This window comes from Actinomadura sp. HBU206391 (assembly GCF_014323665.1).
Lineage (GTDB): Bacteria > Actinomycetota > Actinomycetes > Streptosporangiales > Streptosporangiaceae > Actinomadura_C.
On the sequence record NZ_JABVEB010000135.1, the window covers coordinates 1 to 15,073 of the forward strand.

At 69.9% G+C, this 15,073-nt stretch carries 17 protein-coding genes; 8 read left to right on the forward strand and 9 right to left on the reverse strand.

Annotated features, from left to right (window positions below; translation table 11 throughout):
- Positions 1-232: 232 nt before the first annotated feature.
- The 3 genes from HKK72_RS27060 to HKK72_RS27070 all read right to left on the reverse strand — a co-directional run bounded on the left by HKK72_RS27060 (position 233) and on the right by HKK72_RS27070 (position 2,534).
- Positions 233-505, reverse strand: coding sequence for a hypothetical protein (locus tag HKK72_RS27060; RefSeq protein WP_187237254.1), 273 nt, complete (start codon positions 503-505; stop codon positions 233-235).
- Between the two features lie 161 nt (positions 506-666).
- Positions 667-1,698, reverse strand: coding sequence for an ABC transporter ATP-binding protein (locus tag HKK72_RS27065; protein ID WP_187237255.1), 1,032 nt, complete (start codon positions 1,696-1,698; stop codon positions 667-669).
- Entirely contained in the window at positions 1,695-2,534 is an 840-nt protein-coding gene (locus tag HKK72_RS27070) for an ABC transporter permease (RefSeq protein ID WP_187237256.1), read from the reverse strand. The genes HKK72_RS27065 and HKK72_RS27070 overlap by 4 nt, the downstream gene beginning before the upstream one ends.
- Positions 2,535-3,054: 520 nt before the next feature.
- Between HKK72_RS27070 and HKK72_RS27075 the strand changes: the two genes are divergently transcribed.
- Positions 3,055-3,195: a hypothetical protein gene (locus HKK72_RS27075; protein WP_187237269.1), complete on the forward strand. Its 141-nt coding sequence runs from the start codon at positions 3,055-3,057 to the stop codon at positions 3,193-3,195.
- A gap of 86 nt (positions 3,196-3,281) precedes the next feature.
- Here HKK72_RS27075 and HKK72_RS27080 read toward each other — a convergent pair whose 3' ends face one another.
- Positions 3,282-3,509: a hypothetical protein gene (locus tag HKK72_RS27080; protein ID WP_187237266.1), complete on the reverse strand. Its 228-nt coding sequence runs from the start codon at positions 3,507-3,509 to the stop codon at positions 3,282-3,284.
- Between the two features lie 178 nt (positions 3,510-3,687).
- Between HKK72_RS27080 and HKK72_RS27085 the strand changes: the two genes are divergently transcribed.
- Entirely contained in the window at positions 3,688-4,128 is a 441-nt protein-coding gene (locus tag HKK72_RS27085) for a hypothetical protein (protein ID WP_187237257.1), read from the forward strand.
- A 98-nt stretch (positions 4,129-4,226) separates the two neighbouring features.
- Here HKK72_RS27085 and HKK72_RS27090 read toward each other — a convergent pair whose 3' ends face one another.
- Entirely contained in the window at positions 4,227-4,688 is a 462-nt protein-coding gene (locus HKK72_RS27090) for a hypothetical protein (protein WP_187237258.1), read from the reverse strand.
- Positions 4,689-5,497: 809 nt separating this feature from the next.
- Between HKK72_RS27090 and HKK72_RS42365 the strand changes: the two genes are divergently transcribed.
- The 4 genes from HKK72_RS42365 to HKK72_RS27110 all read left to right on the forward strand — a co-directional run bounded on the left by HKK72_RS42365 (position 5,498) and on the right by HKK72_RS27110 (position 9,761).
- Positions 5,498-6,748 (forward strand): cytochrome P450 family protein, encoded by a 1,251-nt coding sequence (locus HKK72_RS42365; RefSeq protein WP_187237259.1) that lies wholly within the window; start codon positions 5,498-5,500, stop codon positions 6,746-6,748.
- Positions 6,749-6,937: 189 nt separating this feature from the next.
- On the forward strand, positions 6,938-7,468 hold the full coding sequence (locus HKK72_RS42370) for a DUF302 domain-containing protein (RefSeq protein ID WP_187237260.1): 531 nt from the start codon (positions 6,938-6,940) through the stop codon (positions 7,466-7,468).
- A gap of 161 nt (positions 7,469-7,629) precedes the next feature.
- Positions 7,630-8,658, forward strand: coding sequence for a medium chain dehydrogenase/reductase family protein (locus tag HKK72_RS27105; protein WP_187237261.1), 1,029 nt, complete (start codon positions 7,630-7,632; stop codon positions 8,656-8,658).
- A gap of 242 nt (positions 8,659-8,900) precedes the next feature.
- Positions 8,901-9,761, forward strand: coding sequence for an SAM-dependent methyltransferase (locus HKK72_RS27110; protein ID WP_315987463.1), 861 nt, complete (start codon positions 8,901-8,903; stop codon positions 9,759-9,761).
- A 39-nt stretch (positions 9,762-9,800) separates the two neighbouring features.
- On the opposite strand, the gene HKK72_RS27115 is transcribed toward HKK72_RS27110, so the two are convergent.
- On the reverse strand, positions 9,801-10,952 hold the full coding sequence (locus HKK72_RS27115) for an ArgE/DapE family deacylase (RefSeq protein WP_187237262.1): 1,152 nt from the start codon (positions 10,950-10,952) through the stop codon (positions 9,801-9,803).
- 72 nt (positions 10,953-11,024) lie between these two features.
- Positions 11,025-12,188: a diaminopropionate ammonia-lyase gene (locus HKK72_RS27120; RefSeq protein ID WP_187237263.1), complete on the reverse strand. Its 1,164-nt coding sequence runs from the start codon at positions 12,186-12,188 to the stop codon at positions 11,025-11,027.
- A gap of 135 nt (positions 12,189-12,323) precedes the next feature.
- Here HKK72_RS27120 and HKK72_RS40090 point away from each other — a divergent pair, with 135 nt between their 5' ends.
- Positions 12,324-12,446 carry a Scr1 family TA system antitoxin-like transcriptional regulator gene (locus tag HKK72_RS40090; RefSeq protein WP_222721175.1) on the forward strand — a complete coding sequence of 41 codons (123 nt, stop codon included), beginning with the start codon at positions 12,324-12,326 and terminating at the stop codon, positions 12,444-12,446.
- Positions 12,447-12,453: 7 nt separating this feature from the next.
- Here HKK72_RS40090 and HKK72_RS27125 read toward each other — a convergent pair whose 3' ends face one another.
- Complete coding sequence (locus tag HKK72_RS27125; RefSeq protein ID WP_187237264.1) at positions 12,454-13,197, reverse strand: MerR family transcriptional regulator; 744 nt, start codon at positions 13,195-13,197, stop codon at positions 12,454-12,456.
- 197 nt (positions 13,198-13,394) lie between these two features.
- Between HKK72_RS27125 and HKK72_RS27130 the strand changes: the two genes are divergently transcribed.
- A complete protein-coding gene (locus tag HKK72_RS27130) occupies positions 13,395-14,429 on the forward strand; it encodes a virginiamycin B lyase (RefSeq protein ID WP_222721176.1) in 1,035 nt (344 codons plus the stop codon).
- 57 nt (positions 14,430-14,486) lie between these two features.
- Here HKK72_RS27130 and HKK72_RS27135 read toward each other — a convergent pair.
- The coding region (locus HKK72_RS27135) for a TetR/AcrR family transcriptional regulator (RefSeq protein WP_187237265.1) at positions 14,487-15,073 on the reverse strand (587 nt) is incomplete at its 5' end.

The window sequence follows — 15,073 nt, forward strand, 5'->3', positions numbered from 1 at the left end:
GCTCTGCACCGCACTCAAGACCAAAAAGGTCTCCTGCTACACCGGCGTCGTCTCAGGCAGCGCCCACGGCAACGCCTTCCTCGACAACACCGGAATCCGCGACAAAGTCCTCAAATGGATCCAAGCCCACGACTGACGGCGATGGCATAGGTGAACCGCCGCCCCCGAGGGCCGGTGCGCATGTCCCGCGAGCGACCGGCCACGGGATCGTCGGCCGTACCGACCGTAGGCGTCAGGGTCGCTGCGGAAGTTCGGCGTCGATCAGGGCCTTGGCCTCCAGCCAGTGCAGGTGCGCCAGGGCCTGAGCGAGTTCGACGTGCCCGTTGCAGAACCACACGGCATTCTCCAGGTGGCCCACCCAGCCGGCTCTGGCCCGTGCCTCCTGTGCGGCCTCCGCCTCCCGGCTCAGAGCGAAGTGGACGAGGGTGAAGGTCGACGACAGATCCTGGCCATCAGGGACGTCGCGGAGATCGAGACCGCAGACGTAGCAGTGCGGCGGCAACATGACGACCATCTTCGCGCAGCCGTATCCGGTGCGGGTGACATCGGTGCCGCGAAAGGTGGAGGGAGACGGCGGTGGCGACCGACTCGGCCGCGGTGGTCAGCCACGGGGTCGTCCCATTCGGGGTTCTGGCCGCTTCGACCGCCATCCGGCGGCCGAGGGACTCATTCGGGATAGGCGTGGGTCTCTGTGGCCTTGACCGCGGCCCAGACCTGTCGGCCGGGGGTCAGGTCGAGGTCGGCGACGGCGGCCGGTGTGACGTCGGCCGAGACGACGATCGGCCCACCGAGATGGATGCGGACGTTGTCGCCGTGCCGTTCGATGCCCTCGATCGTGGCCTGCCACAGGTTGCGCGGGCTGCCGTCCGGACGGGTGCGGTAGAGGGCGACGGCGGCGGGCGGGAAGGCGACGAACGCCGGCCCGTCGAGATGCTCGGCGACGTTGAACCGGATGTCTCCGACCATGACCTGCCGATCGGCGGCGGTCCCCCGATACAGGTTGAGGCCGACCAGACGGGCGACATAGTCGGTCCGCGGATGGCGGGCGACCTCGGCCGGCGTGCCCTGCTGCACGATCCGGCCGTGTTCCAGGACCACCAGCCGGTCGGCCAGGACCATGGCGTCCAGCGGGTCGTGGGTGACCAGGACGGTGGCGCCTTCGAAATCCGCCAGGTGCCGGCGTAGCTGCGAACGGATCTGCAGCCGGGTGTGGGCGTCCAGTGCGGCCAGCGGCTCGTCGAGCAACAGCACACGAGGCTCTACGGCGAGGGCCCGGGCCAGGGCGACGCGCTGCGCCTGCCCGCCCGACAGCCGCCGGGGCTTGGCGCCGGCATGCTCGGTCAGGCCGACCCGCTCCAGCCAGGCGGCCGCGGCGCGGCGCGCCGCGGACTTGGCGGCACCATGACAGCGAGGGCCGAAGGCGATGTTGTCCAGGGCCGACAGGTGCGGAAAGAGCAGGTATTCCTGGAAGACCATGCCGATCGGACGGTGTTCGGTCGGCAGGGTGTGCAGCGGCCGCCCGTCCAGGTCGATGCGGCCGTCGGACAGGGCGGTGAGCCCGGCGAGGGCGCGCAGCGCGGTCGTCTTGCCCGCGCCGTTGGGGCCCAGCAGAGCGACGACCTCGCCGGCGGCGACGGTGAGGTCGATCTCCAGCCGGAATCGAGGGCGCTCGACGATGAGGTGGGCGCGCAGGGTCATGGGCTGCTGATCCACCGGTCCCGTAGGCCGACCAGGATGAGGACCGAGACGACGAGCAGGACGAGGCTGAGCACGATCGCGGCCTCGGGCTCGATCTCCAGAGCGAGGTAGACGGCCAGCGGCATGGTCTGGGTCCGGCCGGGGAAGTTGCCGGCGAAGGTGATGGTGGCGCCGAACTCGCCCAGCGCGCGGGCCCAGCACAGCACGGCTCCGGCCACGACGCCCGGGGCGATCATGGGCAGCGTGACGCGGCGGAAGACAATCCAGCGGGAGGCGCCCAGGGTGGCGGCGGCCTCCTCGAACCGCAGGTCGGACGCGCGCAGCGCGCCCTCGACGCTGATCACCAGGAACGGCATCGCCACGAACGCCTCGGCCACCACTACGCCGGCGGTGGTGAAGGGCAGCGAGATCCCGAAGGCCGCCTCCAGCCACTGGCCGATCAGACCACGGCGGCCGAACACCAGCAGCAACGCGACGCCGCCCACCACCGGGGGCAGCACCAACGGGACGGTGACCAGCGCCCGCACCAGGCGTCTGCCGGGAAAGGACAACCGCGCCAGCAGCCACGCCAGGGGCACGCCGAACAGCAGGCACAGCAGCATGGCGGCGGTGGCGGTCACGAGCGACAACCGCAGCGCCTCGCGCACCTGCGGCTCGGTCAGCCGCTGAGCCAAGGTCGACCAGGGAGCGCGCACCAGCAGCCCGGCCAGCGGCAGCACCAGGAACACCAGGCCGACGACGGCGGGCAGGACGAGCACCCAGGGCAGGCTGCCTCTCGTCCGGCCATGGCCGCGCGCGGCACGCTCACGGCCGGCCGGCTTCGTGGAGGGGATCATCCGATCACGGGGCGTCGAATCCGGCCTTCCCCGGCACGTTTCGCACGAACGTCACCGGCCCAAGGCGCTTTGACAACACGGCCTCCTTCACTGCCTCACTGCACCGACGGGGTCGGGACCTCCACGACGGCGCCGGTGGATTGATCACGGCGATCACCATCACCCGCCTCCGAGCGACTCGTCGGCGGCCTGGCCATACCCTCGCATAATCCGGTTCCAATGCCTATATTCCATGGCAGTCACCGCGGGATGCCCATCGATCTCCTAGCACCTGCAGGAGGTCCGGACGTACGATCCCCGGCACGGAACTCCGAGTCACGGGGCCGGGGCAGGCGACGTCTCGGACTCGGCCGGTCGACCGAACCGCATCAGCAGTCACGGGAGTTTCCAGCTCATTCCGCATATCGGCATGAACCCGCCGATTAAGGGGACCTACTGGGCGCTACACCATGCGGCGATACCAGGCGATGTCAAAGGAGCGACGGTCATGGGCCTGTTCAACCGGTCGAGGCGAACGAAGATGAGCACTCACAAGCCGACGTGGCGGGAACGCCGGGCCGCGGAGCGGACCGCCAAGGCCGAGGCCAGGCTGCAAGAGACCGAACAGAAGATCCACGAGATCGCCGACGAGATCCGCGGCGACGTCAACGGACCAAGGTGATCTGCGTATAGAGCCCCGCCTGGTGGCGGGCGGCACGGCGGGTCAGCCGGCGCGGGACCGCCACCGGCCGAGGGCCGCCGACGAACTCAGAGCTTGTACAGCTTGTGGTAGGGCGACGTGATTCGCTCGGTCCGCTGACCGAAATCGACCAGCACGGCGACCTCGTCCTCGACACCGATGACCCGGCCGAGGCCGTACTTGTCGTGGGTCACCCGATCGTCCAGAGCGAACGTCTCGATCGTCGGCGCGACAGAGGGGACGTTGAAGGGACTGCCAGGCAACTGGCGGCGGGTCGTAGCGCGGGGTCGTTTCATCATTACCAGTATGCGCCCACTTGGCCGGATACGGGGCGTTTCCTGTCAGTCAATCGGCTTGGACATGAACCCTGCACGCGTCCGGCCTGCTCACCCGGCGGCCGGCGGCGCCGGCCGCGCGGCCCGGCGCGACACCATTCGGCGGCCACCGAAACGGCTGCCATGTACCGTGGCGCTCATGTCCGCGCGATGGGATACAACGGACGCCTGGGTCTTCGCCTCCATCGAAGGCACCGGTCTTGACGACGGCTACACCCTCGCCCAGATCATCTCGAAGTCCGAAGGCATCAGGCACGCCTCCCTGGAGGAGGACGAGCTCGTCCGTGCGGTTCCCCGTCTGATCGCCGCGGGCCTGATCGGCGCGGACGCGCAGGCCGATCGCTACTGGCATACCGAGGCCGGCCAGGAGCTGTACCGGAAGCGGATGAAGGGCCACGGCCTGTTCGGCTGGAGCGAGGCACTGCTCCCGGGGTTCCGCAAACTCGGCGATCCTCAGGACGGCCACTGGTCCCTGCCGGCCGGAGCCTACGACCGCGCGTACCAGGAGTACCGCAAGAAGACGAAAGAGCTGCTCAAGAGACACGACGTCACCCCCGCCGAACCGGAAGACGGGCCTTAGGGCCCCCTACCTGGCTCATCTCACGTCGAGACCGGCCGTAGTCAACGCCTTAGCCCGGCACCGCCCGCGAATCATGCCGACACGCCACTGACATCGACTCAGCGCGTGCACTCACCGGAACGCGCCGCGAGTTCCGCCACCAGCCGGAGGTCGATGACCGCGGCCGGTCCCGTGGCGTTCGCGGTCAGGGCGAGATAGTGCGGCCGGAATCCGGGCGGGACGGCGAAGCAGAGCGGGCCGGCGGCGGCCGGTGACGTGGCCCGGGCGGTGTCGCGGAACGGCTCCAGCACCGCGGCGCAGGGCGGTACGGTCACGAGCCGAGCGTGCCCTTGCCCGATGCCGATCAGCCGCACCCGGGCGGTGCCGTCGGACCGGCGGGCGTCGCCTCGGAAGACGGTCCGGACGGGGAGCGTCACCACCTCGAACTCGCCGAGCCAGCCGGGTGCTCCCGCCGGCGGCGGCGTCGTCCCCGGCGGCCCGGTCACCTGGACGGTGACGTCGTCGTCGGTCTCGACGACCTCGCCGATCCCGCCGATCTCGGCGGGCGCCGGCCACCACACGGTGTCCTCCGGCAGAGCGCCGGGGCCGCGGATCGGTGGCGGAGATCTCGGGGCCGCGCGACACGAGTGTCACGGCGAGCACCACCACCACGACGCACCCGATCACCAATGTGGTCACCGCCATGCCACGTGGCACGATGGGCGGGCCGACCGCGGCCAGGCATCCGCGGAGCAGGAGCGCTCCGACCGTCGAGGCGAGGATCGTCAGCCAGACGACGAGCACGTCAACGAATGGCCGGAAATGCCGGAGCCCGACGTACTCGCCCACGGTCCGCACACCCGTCACGCGGTCGGTGAGGGAGGACCGGTGCACGACCACCGGCTCGCCGGGCTCGCCGTCCGCCGCGTTCCCGTCCCACGGCGTGATGTCGAGCGTGCGGCCGTTCGCCACACGGGCCTCCACGTGATACCAACCGGCGACACCGTTCCCGTCCGGATCGACGCGATCGTGCCGGGACACCACCGCGTGCTGACGGTAGGTCGGCGCGACCGCCTCGGCCGCCCAGAGGGTCAGCACGGTCGCCGGGACACCCGTCAGGGCGACCGCGACGAGCGACACCGCCACCCAGGACAGGCTTGACGACCATTCCGAGGGGCCGGACCGGGTGACGCGATTCCGCCCGTCGCCGTCTCGCATGCCGGCTCAGCTCCCCTCGCGTCGTGCGTTCGACGTCCGCGAGCCGATACCCGTTTCCCTAGGAGCGAGAAATGAACGCCGTCGGCGCCGTCGCCATGATCCGGCGATGGCTGCGGGACGCGCGAAATGATCTAATCGGGTTCCGAGCGTTCTTACCCTTCGGAGGCGCTTCGTGCTCGGTTCCCCCTCTCAGTTCCCTGTCCCTGGAGAGCCCGTCCCGCGCACCCTCGCCCGGCTTCGGGAGATCGGCCCGGTCGTCCCGCTCGAGTTCCCCGGCGACGTCAAGGTCTGGGCGGTGACCAACTATGCCGCGCTCGCCGAAATGCTCGGCCACGACAACGAACTCGTCAGCATGAACCCCAAGCACTGGGTGGCCCTGCACGACGGGACCATCCCTCCGGACTGGCCGCTGCGCGCCCTGATCGAAGGCGACCACCTGCAGGTCCTCGACGGTGCCGACCATCGGCGGCTGCGGAGCCTGATCGGCCGGGCGTTCACCGCAGCGCGGGTCGAGGCACTGGCTCCGCGCATCGAGGAGATGACGGCGGAGCTGCTCGATGACGTGGTGGCGACCGGCGACGGGGTGGACCTGGCGTCCGCCTTCACCGAGCCATTGCCCATGTCGGTGATCTGTGAGCTGTACGGCATCCCCGAGCCGGAGCGGTCCCCGCTCCGGACCTGGACCAACACACTGATCACGCCGACGAGTACAGGTGAACAGACGCAGGCGGCCCAGGGCGAGATGTTCGGCTATCTGACCGAACTCGTGGAACGCAAGCGCCGCGACCCGGGTGAGGACCTCACGACCGGGCTGGTCCGTGCGCATGACGAGGGCGACCGCCTGTCCAGCACCGAACTGGTGACCAATCTCTTTCTGATCCTCATGGCCGGGCACGAGACCACCGTGCGCATGCTCGGACACGCCATCGTGTCCCTGTGCACCCACCCCGAGCAGCGCGCCTTGGCCGTGTCGGGGGACCTCTGGCCGCAGGTGGTGGAGGAGACCCTCCGCAATCACCCATCCGTGATCACCGCTCCGTTCAGGTACACGGTGACGGACGTGACGCTCGCCGGGGTGCGCGTCCCCGCCGGTGAGGCGCTGCTGTCGTGCTACGGAGGGGCCGGGACGGACACCGATCAGTACGGTGAGACCGCCGACCGGTTCGACATCACCCGCGAACAGAAAGGGCACCTGTCGTTCGGCCACGGCCCGCATTTCTGCATCGGGGCGTCACTCGCCCGCCTCGAGGGCCGTATCGCGCTCTCCGCACTGTTCACCCGGCTGCCACGGCTGCGGCTCGCCATCGACGCGGACCGGATTCCGTACTCTCCGTCCTTCATCACCTACGGCCCGCTGTCGCTGCCCGTGAACCTCGGCCTCGCCGAAGAGCGGACGGAGGAACGGTCGCCCGCACCGGTATGAGTCGGCCTGGCCCGGGCGGCCTGCCGATCAGGCTCGCCGGCCGTACGGGCCCGCGTTCACGCGGTCGTCTCACCTCTGCCGTCGGCCCGTGCGGTGGCCTGGGTATCAACGCCTGGACGCCCTGGGCTCAGGGCCCGGCATGGGTGCCGTTCGGGGGCGCCGGGCCGGCAGCCGACGAGGAGCACCACCGTGGACGAACATCGCACCACCTGTGAGACCTACAGGTCCGTCCGGTTCACCGTCGAGGCCGGGACGCCGTTCGATGACTTCCGCGCCGACTACGAACAGTCGGTCCCGGACTATCCGGCGGAGCGTTTCGGCGAGCTCGTGGCGCGCGACGCCGGCTGGCAGGAGGTCCTCGACCTCGCCTGGGAGTCCGCCCCTCATGACTTCATGATCTATTGGAGGTACGAGGCGTACCCGATGATGCGGCTGGCGGGCGACCGCTTCCGGTGCGTGGAGTACCTGATGGGCAATCACACCATCGCCGAACGCATGTTCCGGCACAACCCCTCGGCCCTGCTCTACGCGCCACTGCGCACCGTCATCGTCGAAGGGGCCGACGGTGTCACCCGCCTGTCCATGGACCAGCCCAGCGCGCAGTTCCGCAGCCTCGGTGATCCGCGGATCACCGAGGTGGGGATCGAACTGGACCGGAAGGTCGCGGCACTGTTGCGGCACCTGGCGGTGCCCGTTCCGGACGTTCTCACCGGCGACTGATGCGCCCAGGGCGCCCGTACTCGAGCGGCCGGGCGATCTCCTGGCCGGTCGCGTACGCCGGAAGGCACTCCGGTCCCAGGTCGCGGACCCCGATCCGGCGGTGTGGTGGCGTGTCGCTATAGCTTCTACCGACAACGTCATCTTCTAAGGAGCCGGGTGCTGTGCGTGCGACCGAGATCGTGTTGCCGGGCGTCGGGGAGCCGGACGTGTTGCAGGTGCGCGTCCGCGACCTGCCCGCCCCGACGGCGGGCCAGGCGCTGGTCCGGGTGGAGGCGAGCGGGGTGTCGTTCGCCGAACAGCAGATGCGCCGGGACGGCTACCTCGGCCGGCCCGCCTTCCCGTTCGTGCCCGGACATGACCTGGTCGGCGTGGTGGAGGCGCTCGGTGCGGAGGCGTCTGCAGACGATCGCCTGCAGGTGGGCCGGCAGGTCGCCGCGCTGACCAGGACGGGCGCCTGGGCCGACCGGGTGCTGCTCGACGCCGCGGATCTGGTGCCGCTGCCCGACGGCGTCGAACCCGCGGAGGCCGAGACGCTGGTGGCCGACGGGGTGACCGCCTGGCGGCTGCTGCACCGGGCGGCCAAGGTACGGCGGGGTCAGGTGATCGTCGTGCTCGGCGCGAACGGTGGGGTGGGCTCGACCCTGGTCCAGCTGGCCAGGCACGCCGGGATCCAGGTGATCGGCACCGCCTCGGCCCGCCACCACGACGCGGTCCGCCGGCTCGGCGCCGTCCCGATCGACCACCGCGACGACGTACTGGCCAAGGTCCTCGAACTCGCCCCCGAAGGTGTGGCGGCCGTGTTCGACCACGTCGGCGGTCCAGGCATCGTCGACTCGTGGCGGATGCTGGCACGCGGCGGGAGCCTCGTCTGCTACGGCACGGCCGCGACCAGCGACGCGCCGGGAGATCCGCGCCTGCCGGTGCTCAGGCTGCTGGCCCGGCTGACGGTGTGGAACCTGCTGCCGAACGGCCGGCTCGCCATGTTCTTCGATCTCTGGGCCGGCAAGGGGCGCCGCCCGGAGCGTTACCGGGCCGAGCTTCGGGAGGATCTCGGGCAGGTGTTCGCGATGCTGGCCAAGGGCGAGATCACCGCGCAGGTCGCCGCCACGTTCCCGCTGGCCGAGGCCGCGGACGCGTTGCGACACGCCGAATCCGGCGACATCACCGGGAAGGTCGTCCTGGTGCCCTGATCCGGACCTGGACGGCCAGCTCCCCCAAGTGGCGAAGAAGACGTCGTCGAACGACTTCGGGAACGGGCGGTTTCGGTCGGCGGGAACAAAGCGGCCTCCCGGCTGGGCACGCGTAAGGCGTTGATCACTGGACGTTAAACGGCGGAGGGGCTCCCGCAACGTTGCCGAGTCAATAAGCACACCGGCGAGTTCTGGACTATGGTGGGGGCCGGTTGATCTCGTGCTGATTTGGAGTTGGTCCGGTGACCGCGCCCAAGGGCCCACCCTCCCGCAACATTGCGAATGACGTGCCCACTCCGGCCCGAATGTACGATTATTCGCTCGGCGGTAAGGACAACTACGCGGTCGACCGCGAAGCCGTGCTGGAGGTGAACCGCCGACTCCCAGGCGGTCTCGACATCGCGCGGCAGAATCGGCTCTTCCTCTATCGCGCGGTAAGGTTCCTGGCCCGAGACGCCGGCATTCGCCAGTTCCTCGACCTGGGCAGCGGATTGCCGACGCAACAGAACGTGCATCACGTCGCCCAGGAATTCCAACCGGACGCGCATGTCGTCTATGTCGACAACGACCCCGTCGTGTTGACGCATGGCCGGGCATTGCTGGCCGAGAATGACCAGACCAAGGTCATCATGGCCGACATCACCGAGACATCGGAGATCCTGGCGAATGAGCAGGTGCGCCAGCTCATCGACCTCTCCAAGCCGGTCGCCGTGCTATGCCTGTCCGTCGGGCACTCCATTCCGGACGATGTGACATTGCGCGATATGCTCGCTACTTTGGCGGACGCGATCTGCCCGGGCAGTTACCTGGCGTTCTCCCAGGCCGCGACAGTGGCACCGGAACAGGCGGCCATCGCCACCGGAGTGGCCACCGGCCTCGGCATGAAATGGAAGACGCGCACGACGGAAGAGGTCAGCGCACTCCTACCGGACCTCGAGCCGGTGGAGCCCGGGCTGATCGACGTCGATGACTGGCGACCCGACCCCACGCAACCGCCGTTGCCCCCGGTCGACGCTCCGTTGCTGCCCTTCATCGGGGTGCGGGCCCAGAACGAGGCTTTCAAGGACTCCATGGAGTTCGGCGGAGTGCTGCTCAAGCCCTGATGTCGATCCCACCGGCTGACCGGCTCATCCGCCGGCCGCTCAGGCGCAGAAATCCGAGATGGTGTCGGTCAGGACGTCGGTGAGCCGGTGCAGGGCGGCGATGTCCGCCCACTCGGTGGCGGCGTGGGCTCCTCCCCCGTCGACGCCGAAGAGCAGGCAGGGGATTCCGGCCGCGTCCAGGAGGGCACAGTCGGTCCAGAAGGGTTCTGCTCGGATGACCGGCGGGCGTCCGAGCGCCGACTCGGCGTGACGCAGCAGCGTGTGCACGATGGGCGCCTGACGGTCGGCTTCGAAGGGCTCGCGGTGCAGGCCGCGGTGCAGTCGGTAGTGGAAGTCGGGGACGGTGTCGGTGAGGTCATCGAGGATGGCGGTCAGTTCCACCTGGACGTCCTCGGCACTCTCGCCGGGCACGGTGCGGCGCTCGATCGTGATGCGGCAGCGCGCCGGGTAGGTGGAGGGTTCCTCCCCGCCGTGGATGACCGAGGCGTGCACGGTGCCGGCGCCGAGGAGCGGGTGCGGTGAGGCCTGGGCGAGGCGGTGGCCCCACGTTTCGAGGGCGACGAGGAAATGACCGGCCTTGGCTATGGCGTCGATGCCGAGCTCGGGCCGTGAGCCGTGGGCCGCGCGGCCTTCGATGACGACCTCGAACCATGCGAAGCCCTTGTGCGCGAGGGTCACTTCGAGATGGCTCGGCTCGGTGACGATGGCCGCGTCGGCGGTGAAGGACTCCAGCACCTCCTCGGTGCCGAAACTGGCGTGTTCCTCGTCGGCGACGCAGGCGACGAGAACGTCGCCGCGCAGCGGCCCCCGCTCTCTGGCGCGGGCGGTGGCGGTCATCATGGCCGCGATGCCGCTTTTCATGTCGAAGGCGCCACGGCCGAAGATCTTGCCGTCGTGAATCCGCGGGCCGAGCGGGTCGCCGTCGTAGCCGGCGCGGCTGACGGTGTCGAGATGGCCGTTGAGCATCAGCGAGCGGCCGCCGCCGGTGCCACGGGCGACGGCGACGACCGACGGGCGTCCTGGCCGCCTCTCCAGCCGGTGCACCTCGAATCCGCGGGCGGCGAGCCAGTCACCGCAGAAACCGGCGATGACGGCCTCGCCCGCTCCGCCGGGTACGAGATCTGGATTGACGGAGTCGATGGAGATGAGGTCCGCAAGGAGTCGGACCGGGTCGAGCTTGTCGATGGCCATGGCTCTCTTCTTGGTCGGGCGGCCGGTGGGCAGCCCCGCCGCTGAGCGGGACTGCCTGCCGCGCCGCTGACTTCAGTGCTGGTTGGCGGCGGTGCCCTCGGTGCTCAGCAGCACGACGGTGTCGGCGCCGCCCACGGCCAGGGACTCACGGCGCGCGGCTCCGTCCGCCCCGGTGAGGGCCCAGCGCAGACCGGCCAGCGATGCCGCCCCGCACGGGCCGGAGGAGACGCCGAACGCGCCCAGGTCGCCTGCCGCCCGGGCACTTTCCGCGTCGGTGACGGCGACCGCCGCGTCCAGGCCATCGCGCAGATACGGCCAGGCCAGGCTGGACGGTGTGCCGCAGTTGAGCCCGGCCATGATCGTGGTGCCGGTGTTCACCGTACGCGGGCGGCCTTCGGTGAGACTCGCCAGCACGCACGCCGCGACATCGGGCTCCACGGCCAGCAGGGAAGGCGGCCGGCGGGCGGGGCGGCTGCGGTAGTGCGCGACGGCCGCCTGGGCGAGCGATCCCACGCCCACCGGGACGGCGACCAGACCGGCCGCTTCCGCGCCTGAGGCGTCCAGTTGCTCGTCGATCTCCGCGAACAGGGTGGAGTATCCCGCGACGATCCAGCCGGGCACCTCCTCATAGCCCGGCCAGGCGGTGTCCTGGAGCAAGACCGACGACGGCTGCTCGGCCGCCAGGCGCGCCCGGCGCACCGTGTCGTCGTAGCTCCCGGGGACCCGGGTCACCTCGGCGCCTTCGGCGGCGATGGCGCCGACGGCCGCCGGGTGCACGCCGCCGGCGACGAAGATTCCGGCCGGCAGCCCGAGCAGGCGCGCGATGTGCGCGACCGCACGGCCGTGGTTGCCGTCGGTGGCGGTGACGAGCCGCACCGGGGGGCGGGTCGCGAGTCGCTCACGCAGTTCGTCCAGCGTCTCGGGAGCCGTACCGCCGACATGTTCCGACAGCGCCCGGTGGATCGCCCAAGCGGCGCCGAGGACCTTGAAGGCGGGCAGGCCGAGGCGGGCGGACTCGTCCTTGACGAAGACACGACCCACCCCGAGTTCCGCCGCGAGCGCGGGCACCTCGGTCAGCGGGGTCGGCGCGAAACCCGGCAAGGTGGCGTGGAAGTCCCGCACCTCGCGCGGGGCGGGCGCACAGGTCCAGGTTCGGGCCGCCGGCCGCGCATACCACGGGGGTCGCGGTACGGCGTCGGGGGCGGCATGGGCGCGGACCGGCGGAGTGCTGTGCATGACGAACACGCTGCACCACCCAGGTCATATCGGTCCAGCGCTCCGCGCACGTCTTCGAGCGGGAGCGACGGCGCAGCGACGTTCGGCTATGGCGCGTAGACCGGGGCCAGGTCGATGAAGATGCGGTAATGATCGATGGCCCGGCAGGCGGCGCTGACGAGACCCAACCCGCCACAAACCTCGATCCTGCTGGACGAGGCGGTACTCCTCCGTCGCGTCGGCGGGCCTGGCGTGATGCCACATTGCGCCGGCTCGTAGGCCAGCGTCATGGTCGGGCACCGAACCCTACCGCGAACGCCCGCTTCAAGTAGTCCCAGACCTGTGCGGTCAGCACGCCGCGGGTCGCGGCCTCAGGCCCCTTCCCTTCGATCTTGGCGTAGATCGACGAGATCATGGACCTGTCCCCGCCGGCCATGTCCCTCATCACCCCGGTCCACCGCTGGGCCAGCTCCTGCACGGCGGGATCCGCCGGGTCTGTTCCGCGTTCGATGTGCGCACCGATCTCGTCGGCGATCTCCGTTCCCCGTCGCTGCCACTCGGCGAACTTCTCCGGGAAGCCGGGCTCCTGGTGTCGTTGTTTCGCCTGCGCCAGTTGCTCGGGCGTGAAGTAGTTCGCCTGCATCATTGCCTCCATCGTTTCGATGAGTTGGTCTATGGACGGCTCTGTGGCCTGCTGGATGGCCTGGAGCAGGGCCATGAGCCGCGCGCGCAAGTGGCGCTGCACCTCGATGTGCTGTTCGACGTTCGTGAGCTGGGCCCGTACCGCCGAGCCGAGATCCTCGAGGTCAGCATCGAGCGACTGGGCGATCTGACTCAATGGCATCCGGAGCTGGCGCAATGCGAGGACCCGGTACAGCCGCCGGACATCGCCGGCCGTGTACACCCGATGCCCGGCCGGTGTGCGCTGCGCGGGCCGCAGCAGTCCGATCTGGTCGAAATGGTGCAGTGCACGGACGGTGAGACCCGTCGCCGCAGCCAGGTCGCCGACTTTCCAGCATCGTTCGTCCATGTGATCACCCGGTTCGACGCTAATACCTGACGTCGCGTCAGGTGCAAGCCCGAACGATGGTCGGGTTCTGAGCTTGCACCTGACGCCGCGTCAGGCAACACCATCGATCAGTGGACCCCTCTGCGCCGGACGTGAAGCGCCCGGCCGGTTCGCCATGGGACTCCTCAGAACCGCGCCCAACGATAGGAGAAGAGATCATGCGCATCAGATACTCGACCCGCAAATCCGGTGGGCGCTTTCGGCGCGTGGCGGCCGGAGCCGGCATCGTCGTCGCACTGACCGCCGTCCTCACCACCCCGGCGGACACCGGCGTGCACGGTGTCGCGGTCGTGACCGAGTTTCCCGTCACGGCGGGGGCCGGCCCGACCTTCGTCGCCGCCGGCACGGGCAGCACGGTGTGGTTCACAGAACTCAAGGGCAATCGGATCGGACGCATGACACCTGGCGGCAAACTCACCGAATTCCCGATCCCGACGGCGAACAGCGCTCCGCTCGACATCACCGCTGGCCCGGACGGCACCATGTGGTTCACCGAGTTCCTCGGTAACCGGATCGGCCGCGTCACCGGCACCGGCCACATCACCGAATTCCCGATACCCACCGCGGACAGCCGTCCAGAAGGCATCACCGCCGGCCCGGACGGGAATCTATGGTTCGCCGAGGGGGCCGGCAACAAGATCGGACGTATCACCTCGGCGGGCAGGGTCACCGAGTTCCCGCTGCCCAACCCCGACAGCGCGCCCCACAACATCACGGCCGGCCCGGACGGCGCCATGTGGTTCACCGAACCGGGTGCCGACCGGATCGGCCGCATCACCCTCGCCGGGCAGATCAGCGAGTTCACGCTCCCGGCTCCGCAACGCAAACCGCATCGCATCGTCACCGGTCCGGACGGCAACCTGTGGTTCACCGAGCGGGCCGTCGACCGGATCGGGCGCATCACACCGACCGGAGAGATCACCGAGTTTCAGCTCACCGAGGGCCGGCTCCCCCTCGACATCACCGTCGGCGCGGATGGCAACCTGTGGTTCACCGAGCGGGCCGCCAACTGTATCGGACGGATCACTCTCGCCGGTGAGATCGCAGAGTTCGCGATACCCACACCGGCCACCGAACCACTCGGCATCACAGCGGGAGCCGACAGGACCGTCTGGTTCGCCGAGGGCAACGCCGACAAGATCGGGCGGCTTCGCCCTCCGCTTCACCCCGAAGACGGATCCGGTTGCCCGTGACACCGCCCTCGTGACCTGACGAGCGGTGGATCGCCGGTGTTCGGTGGCGTGCGTTGCTTACCGGGGCTGGGGTCGTAGCCCGTCGAGGATGAGCTGGGCGATGTGTGCTGAGCGCTTGCGGCTGGTCTCTGCGCCGGCGTGGCGGATCGCGGCGAAGGCGCCGGCGACCAGTGCCATCACCTCGTCGACGGTGAGGTCGTCGCGCACGGCGCCGGCCGCGTGCGCGCGATTCAGCAGGTCTGCGACATGGCGCGTGAGATCTGCCGCGACATCCGGGGCGGCGGTGCGCAGGTCGAACTCGGCGGCCACCAGCGCGCTCTTCACCGCCACGTTCTCGGCGCCGGTGGCCATCATCCGGGACAGCAGCGTGAACAGGGCTGCGGGATCGCCGGTGGCGGCGAGCACTTCCGCCTCCGCCACCAGTTGCTTCAGCTGATCGGTCGCGACGGCGAGATACAGCGCTTCCTTGGCCGGGAAGTGCCGGTGGACGGTGCCGGGGCCAACGCCCGCGCGGCGGGCGATCTCATCCAGCGAGACGCCAAGGCCCTCCGTCGCGAACAGCCGCTGCGCGGTCCGCAGGACCCGCTCGCGATTGCGGCGTGCGTCAGCGCGTAGCTCGCGGTCGCTCCGCTGGGCCGTCGGCG